The organism is Sphingobacterium tabacisoli (assembly GCF_017908035.1).
Taxonomy (GTDB): domain Bacteria; phylum Bacteroidota; class Bacteroidia; order Sphingobacteriales; family Sphingobacteriaceae; genus Sphingobacterium; species Sphingobacterium tabacisoli.
In genome coordinates, this window is sequence record NZ_JAEQMU010000003.1 from 121,233 (window position 1) to 129,920 (window position 8,688).

Annotated in this window: 6 protein-coding genes; 3 read left to right on the forward strand and 3 right to left on the reverse strand. The window is 41.3% G+C overall.

Annotated elements, in window-relative coordinates; genetic code table 11:
* The first annotated feature begins 144 nt into the window (after positions 1-144).
* The 3 genes from fsa to rnr all read left to right on the forward strand — a co-directional run bounded on the left by fsa (position 145) and on the right by rnr (position 3,910).
* Entirely contained in the window at positions 145-804 is a 660-nt protein-coding gene (gene fsa / locus JKG64_RS14445) for a fructose-6-phosphate aldolase (protein ID WP_133582631.1), read from the forward strand.
* A 108-nt stretch (positions 805-912) separates the two neighbouring features.
* On the forward strand, positions 913-1,374 hold the full coding sequence (locus JKG64_RS14450; RefSeq protein WP_210355029.1) for a Fur family transcriptional regulator: 462 nt from the start codon (positions 913-915) through the stop codon (positions 1,372-1,374).
* A gap of 406 nt (positions 1,375-1,780) precedes the next feature.
* Positions 1,781-3,910, forward strand: a complete 2,130-nt coding sequence (gene rnr / locus JKG64_RS14455; protein ID WP_210355030.1) for a ribonuclease R — start codon at positions 1,781-1,783, stop codon at positions 3,908-3,910.
* 55 nt (positions 3,911-3,965) lie between these two features.
* Here rnr and JKG64_RS14460 read toward each other — a convergent pair whose 3' ends face one another.
* The 3 genes from JKG64_RS14460 to JKG64_RS14470 form a co-directional block, all read right to left on the reverse strand.
* Positions 3,966-5,915, reverse strand: coding sequence for an OmpA family protein (locus tag JKG64_RS14460; protein WP_210355031.1), 1,950 nt, complete (start codon positions 5,913-5,915; stop codon positions 3,966-3,968).
* A gap of 43 nt (positions 5,916-5,958) precedes the next feature.
* Positions 5,959-6,972 (reverse strand): PorP/SprF family type IX secretion system membrane protein, encoded by a 1,014-nt coding sequence (locus JKG64_RS14465; RefSeq protein WP_210355032.1) that lies wholly within the window; start codon positions 6,970-6,972, stop codon positions 5,959-5,961.
* Positions 6,973-6,984: 12 nt separating this feature from the next.
* A partial coding sequence (locus JKG64_RS14470; protein ID WP_210355033.1) for a gliding motility-associated C-terminal domain-containing protein occupies positions 6,985-8,688 on the reverse strand: 1,704 nt, incomplete at its 5' end.

Below are 8,688 nucleotides of genomic sequence, written 5' to 3' on the forward strand. Positions count from 1 at the left end.
AAAGCTAATCTGTCTTACATTATGACCTTCAGAAAACGTAGTCTGTTCAAAAAACTCTAAAGAATTAACTACCTTTGTAACAGCTAACACTAGAGATAGTTTTTAGAACCTCGTAATAATTTGTAAACAACAATCAATCAAAACATGAAATTTTTTATAGACACCGCCAACTTGGCACAGATTAAAGAAGCACAGGACCTCGGCGTATTAGACGGCGTAACTACCAACCCTAGCCTAATGGCCAAAGAGGGGATCAGCGGCGATGAAAACGTTATCAACCACTATAAAGCGATTTGCGAAATCGTAGATGGTGATGTCAGTGCAGAGGTAATCTCGACAGATTACGAGGGAATGATCAAAGAAGGTGAATTATTGGCTGCTTTAGACAGTAAAATTGTTGTAAAGGTGCCAATGATTAAAGACGGTGTGAAGGCTATCAAGTATTTCAGTAAAAAAGGAATAAAAACAAACTGTACACTGGTATTTTCAGCTGGACAAGCCTTACTGGCGGCTAAAGCTGGAGCAACTTATGTATCTCCATTTATTGGACGTCTTGATGATATTTCGGTAGATGGTTTAAGCTTAATAGAAGAAATCAGATTAATCTATGACAACTACGGATTCGCAACACAGATTCTTGCAGCTTCAGTACGTCATAGTGCACATATTTTGGGCTGTGCTAAAATTGGTGCTGATGTAATGACAGGACCTTTGTCCGCTATTACTGCACTTCTAAAGCACCCATTGACTGACAGTGGTCTTGCACAATTTTTAGCGGATCACGCTAAAGCGGCAGGTAAATAAAAAAGAAGAGAGCCTTATATAAATGTCATCTTGAGGAAACGAACCACCTGCCCTCTTTCGAAGCAGCAGTACGTCCATCCATCAAGATGACACTTTAATTTGACAAGAATGAGTACAGAAAACAAGCAGATAAAAGAGGTAATTATCAATGAAGAATTTTCAGACCTTTTAAGGAAGAATAAACTTAAAATAACGCAACCGCGTCTGCGTGTTTTAGAGATTATTTCAGAAAAGACATCGGCTTTGTCTCAACCCGAATTAGAGAAAATCGTAGGCAAAGATATTGATAGAGTGACGCTCTATAGGATACTCGGAAGCTTTGAAGAAAAGGGTATTCTGCACAAGGTATTTGATCTGAATGGGACAGCAACCTATGCCATCTGCTCAACCAAATGTAGTGCCCACCACCACCATGACCAACACATACATTTTATCTGTTCAGTATGTAACAGCGTATACTGTCTAGATGAGGTCAGCGTACCTAAAATCAATATACCAAACAATTTCTCGCTCCACTCTATTGCGATCAATGCTGTAGGCCTATGCGATCAATGCAACAGTGCAGAATAAAAATAGGCTAGCTGTACAACCGTTATCTCTCCTTGAACGTACTTCTAGCCATTAAATATAAACTTTTTGCTCGACCAATAAGCCCCCATTTCCTCCGAGGGCGCTCGACTTTTGTAGCGGACAACTCGTTATCTGCAAAATAAAACGATTAAAAAATATTTATTTTCCCCTTCTACAGCAAGTTCAGCATCATTTTTGTATATTTCACAATAACAATAGATACCGCACTTTGATTAGTGGTTATAAAAAGACTAAGATAGATACCCTATGTAAGGAGCTTTCAACTCTACAAACGGACTATGGGCTGCTTATCAAAAGAATAAAGACAGGTATCAACAAATGAAGAATACAGATGAACCCGACTAAAAGGAAGCTCTATCTGGCAAATGAAGAATAAAAAAGACAAATGAAGTCAAGAAAAGAAAACCCTTACAAAGAAGTGCTGACACAGCTTATTGTTGATGTCTTTGAGAAATCAGGCAACCCACTTCTAAACTATAAACAAGTCGCTGCCAAGCTCAATATCACCGATAGTGATTCCAAAGTAGCCATTGCAGACATACTTAATGATTCGTCAAAAAGCGGCCAGTTTGCACAACCTGAAAGGGGCAAATTCAAACTTAGACAACTACAGGTTTATATCATTGGAAAAGTTGATATGACCGCCGATGGTTCGGCCTATATCGTACCCAATGATGAATTTGAGAATGACATCTTTGTAGCTCCCCGGAAAGTACGCCAGGCGCTACATGGAGATATCGTAAAGGTGCATGTATACGAGCGGAAAAAGGGACGTAAGAGAGAAGGTGAAGTAGTCGAGATATTACAACGTGCTAAGACCGATTTTACAGGTACGATAGATATCTCACAAAGCTATGCATTTTTTCTCCCTGATGACCGGAAGATGCAGCACGATATCTTTATCCCCTTAGACAACCTTGACGGTGCCAAAAATGGTGAAAAGGTAGTCGTCACTATTATCGAATGGCCTAAGAATGCGAAAAACCCAATCGGTAAAGTTAAGTCTGTTCTAGGTAAGAAAGGAGAGAATAATACCGAGATGAACGCGATTCTTGCAGATTATGGGTTCCCACTACAGTTTCCTAAAGAAGTGGATGAAGCAGCGAATGCCATACCTGAAGAAATTAGTCGTGAAGAGATTGCTAAACGTAAAGATTTTAGGGATACGTTGACTTTTACCATAGACCCTGCTGATGCGAAGGATTTTGACGATGCTATATCTTTCAAGACTTTGGAGAACGGCAACTATGAGATAGGCGTACACATCGCTGATGTGTCCCACTACGTTACTCCAGATAGTATCCTGGACAAAGAAGCGTTTGAACGGGCTACATCGGTATATCTGGTGGATCGGGTAATCCCTATGCTACCGGAACGCCTTTCGAATAACCTATGTTCGTTACGTCCCAATGAGGACAAACTCTGTTTCTCTGCAGTCTTTGAAATGGACGAGAAAGCGAATGTAGTGGAAGAATGGTATGGTCGGACGATTATTCACTCGAATCGAAGATTCAGCTACGAAGAGGCACAGGAAATTATTGAGAACAAAAGTGGAGATCACTCTACAGAAATACTCAAACTGAATGAACTTGCTTATATCCTTCGTGATCGAAAATTCAAAAATGGCGCCATAAGCTTTGAAAGCGAAGAAGTAAAATTTATATTGGACGAAAAAGGAAAACCTCTGGGCGTATATACCAAGGTAAGAAAAGACGCTCATAAGCTCATCGAAGACTTTATGCTTCTCGCGAATCGTAAAGTGGCAGAATACATCGGGAAACAGGGAAAAGGGAAAAACAAACTTGGTTTTGTATACCGTTTTCACGACACCCCTAACCCAGAGACGTTAACAAGCTTTTCACAGTTTGCCGCCCGCTTTGGTCACCGCCTAGCGATAAAATCAGACAAAGAAACGGCCAAGTCATTAAATGCATTGATGATGAAAATTGAAGGTAGTAAGGAACAGAATCTACTTACTTCGCTCGCTGTACGCTCCATGGCCAAAGCCATATATACGACAAAGGGTACATCACACTATGGTTTAGCATTTGACTACTATACGCACTTCACCTCCCCTATCCGTCGTTATCCCGACGTCATGGTGCATCGATTACTCCAATTTTATTTAGATGGAGGTACAAAAGTCAATATCGAGCATTACGAAAAAATGGCAGAACACTCCTCTCAGATGGAGAAAAAAGCGGCCGAAGCGGAGCGTGCTTCCATCAAGTACAAACAGGCCGAGTTCTTGCAGGATCAGGTAGGGGTCGAATATACAGGAATTGTTTCCGGTGTGACTGAATGGGGAATGTATGTGGAAATTCAAGAGAATAAATGTGAAGGTATGGTACGACTACGCGACATAACAGATGATTTCTATACCCTTGATGAGAAAAACTTTGCAATTATAGGTCAACGTAAGAAAAAAGTCTACCAATTGGGAGACGAGGTACAGATCAAAGTCAAAAAAGTAGATCTCGAAAAAAGACAGATAGACTTTACGTTATTAAGTTAATTAAAAAAGCTCTTTCCAAATGGAAAGAGCTTTTTTAATGACTTTTATTACAATCTTAGAGTTCTAATACCTCTACCTCTGTACGTCTATTTGCCTGATGTTCTGCCTTTGTACAGTCCACACCATTACTACATTTATTTAACAATCGTTTCTCTCCGTATCCCTTAGCCACCAAACGTTCTCGAGCAATACCGCGGGTTACCAAATAGTCAACAGCTGATTGTGCTCTACGCTGTGACAATTTTTCGTTATAGCTATCCGAACCGCGACTGTCGGTATGACTCGACAACTCGATTTTCAAGGTAGGGTTATCGCGCATGGTAGCGACGAGACGATCTAATATCTTAGCCGCATCCGGACGGATATTGTGCTTATCAAAATCATAGTGGATATTCTCCAGAATAAACTTATCCCCAACCTTCAGCACCGGCGTCAGGTTCATCACATACCGGATTACGGTGTCTTTGGTCGGCACCACGGCACTAACTAATACCGAATCTGCGTGATATCCTTTGTGCTCTCCCAAAAGACGGAACATCGTATTAGGTGCTACTTCAAAACTGATCTGTGCGGCATTATTGGTCTGTCCTTTTGAGACAATATCGCCAGCTGCACCAAATAAAGTAACAGTCGAAGCCGGCAACAATTCACCTGTCTTACGATCACGTGTCACGCCTTCCAGAACAATCCGGATTTTAGGTTTCTGGAATACAAAAGAATAAATATCATCTGATCCGACACCACCTTTACGGTTTGAAGATAAATAGCCAACTTTAGTATCTAATGTTTCTCCATACTCTACATAAGCGAAATCATCTGAAGCAGAGTTAATAGGGTATCCTAGATTCTTCACATCACTAAACTTAGCTTTCTCGCCCTTAGCTCTAAAAATATCTAAACCTCCCATCCCCACATGTCCTGTACTGGAAAAATAGATTTCCTTACCAGCCAGTGTTGGAAACATTTCGTCTCCTGCAGTATTGATGACATCGCCTGCATTCTGAGGAGCTCCCCAACTTCCGTCGGCCTGCAACTCACTGTACCAAATATCCACACCACCTTTTCCTCCTGGCATATCCGACGCATAGTATAACGTCTGCTCATCCGGACTAAGGAATGCATGACCTAAAGAATATTCTTTAACATTATTATAAGCAAAGTCATCCTCTACCCACTCATTGCCCTTCTTGCGGAAAATTTTAAGCTCTAAATTATGCTTATTCCATTTCGAACCATCAGCTTTGAAGCGTTCGCCATCCTTTCCGGCAAAGGTACGGGTTACATATAGTACATCCTCTCCTGCATTTGTAGCTATGGGACCTACATGGTATGTCGATCCATTGATAGAAGAAGCTACTTGATTCGGATATTCCAAAGAACCATCTGCTTTACGCTCGGCCGCATAGATCCGTAAGTATGCCTGTCCGGTCATACCGCTCTTCGCCTGTAATAAACTATTAGGCTCGGCGGCATACATCACGCCACTATTGGTTTTAATAACACCGAATTCAGCTAAGGATGTGTTTACCCCTTGCTCATTACGAATTTCGTGACGTGTAGGATTACGCATCCATACAAGAGCAGAATCAGCACCGCGGATGGCATTCAGTATAGCCTCATTCTTTCCGTCGGAAGCAAGTAACTGTTCGTATTGAGCTTTGGCTTCAGCATATTTACCCTGCTGTTTTAAAACCTCAGCATAATTTGACCGCAATTCGGGCGTCACCGATTTTTGAGTAATCAGTCGTGCATACCAGTTTTCCGCTAAATCATATTGTTTGATATAGAAGTAACTATGCGCTAAACGTTCCATATTTGAAATACTTGGCTTCTTAACGTCAACCAATTTTTCATAAGCTAAGGCAGCTTTTGCATACTGCATCTCTTTATAGAACTGGTCTGCACGGTTACGGCGGCTAGGTTGTTCCTGTGCCTGTACAGCTCCCACACTCAAAGAAAGTGCGGTGGCCACCAAGACTGTATTAAAGTATTTTTTTGTTCTCATTGAAGTACGAATTATAAAGACGACAATTTATATACGAGTCATTTTAAAAATAACGTGGACTTAAAATCTGACGATAAGCTTTTCCGAAAGTAATACCAAGAGTAACCTCGTGACTTCCATTCTGCAGCCCACTCATGCTATTCAACATATGATCATAAGAATAACCTATACGAAGTTTTGGGCTCACATAGAATTGTGCTATACCACTAAAAGAGTTCATCGCACTAAGCTTATTTACAGTCGCTTTATTATAATCCCTATCAAAAATACGAGCTCGCGTACGATAACCTCCCCCAATCCAAAACTTGTCGTTAAAGATAAACATTGCATTTAAATCTAACGAAGTCGGTCCTTTAAAATCGTCTTTCACTAATATACTCGGACGTAAGGACAAACCTGGATCCAGTTCGAAAAGTGCACCTGCAATAAAATAACCATGCACTCTACGGTACAGACTTTCTAATGAGTTTTGGTTAAACTGGAATTCAGAATCGCTATTGGCATTAGCAAACAAATCCTGTACAGAGACACCCGCATACCATTTTGGATTGCTATAATATACCCCTAATCGAATATCTGGACGCCAAGTGGTGACCATATGATCTGGCACAGCTCCATCAATTCTCTCTACAGTTTCCAACTTAGCGCCGTCAAGACTGTATTGTGTCACCCCTCCAGCTACTCCTAACGCTAATCGGTGTTCGTCAGCTCGGTCTAACTGCAAGCGCAAAGCATAGTTAGCGAAAATACTGGTAGCCGCTTGTGCCCCTAATTTGTCGGCTGTAACTTGTAAACCGACACCGTGGCGTCTTTCTTCAGGATCCAATACCCCATCCACAGAAATCGATCCTGTCTTAGGTGCACCTTCCCAACCTGACCATTGGCTTCGTAACCCCATCTGTCCAAACCATTCTTCCTTATAACCTGTATAGGCCGGGTTGACCGCTATGGAATTAAAGATATATTGCGTGAACTGTATATTTTGTTGGCCATGGCCCTTCATGGATAGAAGGACCATAGTCATAAACAACAAACTTTTTATATTAAACTTTTTCATCGTAAGACTAGCTTATCTTGTTTTAATTAATACCCATCCTTTATGTACCGTCTCTGTCGTACCCTTACGTAGCGTAATGATATAATAGTAAGTACCTTCGTTGAGTCCTGAACCATTCCATTCGTTCTTGTAGCTATCGTTGCGATAGACCTCATTCCCCCAACGGTTCACAATAGTCACACTAACATTATCAAAGTTTTCAACACCTACTATTTCAAACTTATCGTTGACTCCATCTCCATTCGGCGTGAATGTATTTGGAATAAAGACATTGGAAGCCTCGATCACAATAGTTGCTACCGCTGTAGAACAATTGGTCGGATTCAATATTTCACAGATTGTGTACGGATAAGTATAGGTACCAGGCCTTGTACTTGGCGCAATAGTAATCGTACCGTCCGGGTTCATCGACAGTCCTGGATGACTTGGTGCACCAGGTAGCAAAGTAACTTCGTCAAGATTTACTGGCTTGCTATTATACTTATCATTTAGTAACACCGATGCTGTCGTCACCGACTCTCTTGTCCACTCAACCTTATACGAATCATCTGTCGCCACAATAGGAGCAGGTAGAATCTCGATTTTTGCTACAGCTGAACTACAGTTCGTTGGATTCAACACCTCACAAATAGTATATGGATATAGATAAGTACCTTTAGGTGTATTAGGTGCTACCGTAATTGTACCGTCCGGATTCATCGTTACCACAGTTGTAGATTTTCCTTCAAGATCTGTTGGTTTACCTATTTTTAGCTCGATTTCCTTTGGATCTATAGCCTTACCATTCAGTTTATCATTTTCTATTACCGTAGGCGTTGTACCTCCATTCTTACCGTTAATCTGGTAACGATCATCGTTTGCCTTAATTGGAGCAGCTATCACCGTAACGATCGCTACTGCATCGTCAAAGTTATCTGGATTCACCTTTTCTGTAATCTTATATGGGTAATAATACTTACCTGCGGCAGTCTCCTTCTCGACCTTAATCTTACCATTTTTATTCATGATCAGACCACGTATCTCCTCACCGGCTCCATTCACTGGTACCCCTGCCGTCAGTTCGATATCATTTGGATTTAACTTCACTTTATTCAACAAGTCATTCTCAAATACCGAAGCTGTCTCTCCTCCGTCTTTACCATTATAAGGTCCGTACTCATCATCTACGGCTTTGATTTCTGGAGCGACAACAGTAATCGTAATCACAGCATTATCGCAGTTTGTAGGATTCAATACCTCACAGATCTTGTACTCAATCTTATACTCGCCTGCTGGTGTCTCTGGATTGATAGTCACCTTACCTGTATTTGGATCCAAAGTAGGCACAGGCTCTCCTGGATTACGTGGATCAGCAGGTTTTTCTACCTTGATCTCTACCTCACTTGGAATTACTGGTTTGCCATTCAACTTGTCATTATCAAGTACGCTTGGCGTGACCGTTTTATCTTTACCATTGATCGGACCGAAGGTATCATCTTCGGCTTTGATTGGTGCCGCATCAACAGTAACAGTGATAGTGGCAACATCACAGTTCGTAGGGTTCAGTACCTCACAGATACTGTAATCCAATGTATACTTACCTGCGGCGGTCTCTGGCTTGACATCAACACTTCCGTCGGCGTTCAAGACAACTCCAGTAGCAGTTTTTCCATCCTTGTCCTTGAAAGAAACAGGAGAAGTAACTTTATTACCACCAACTTTTAGTGTCACCTCCGA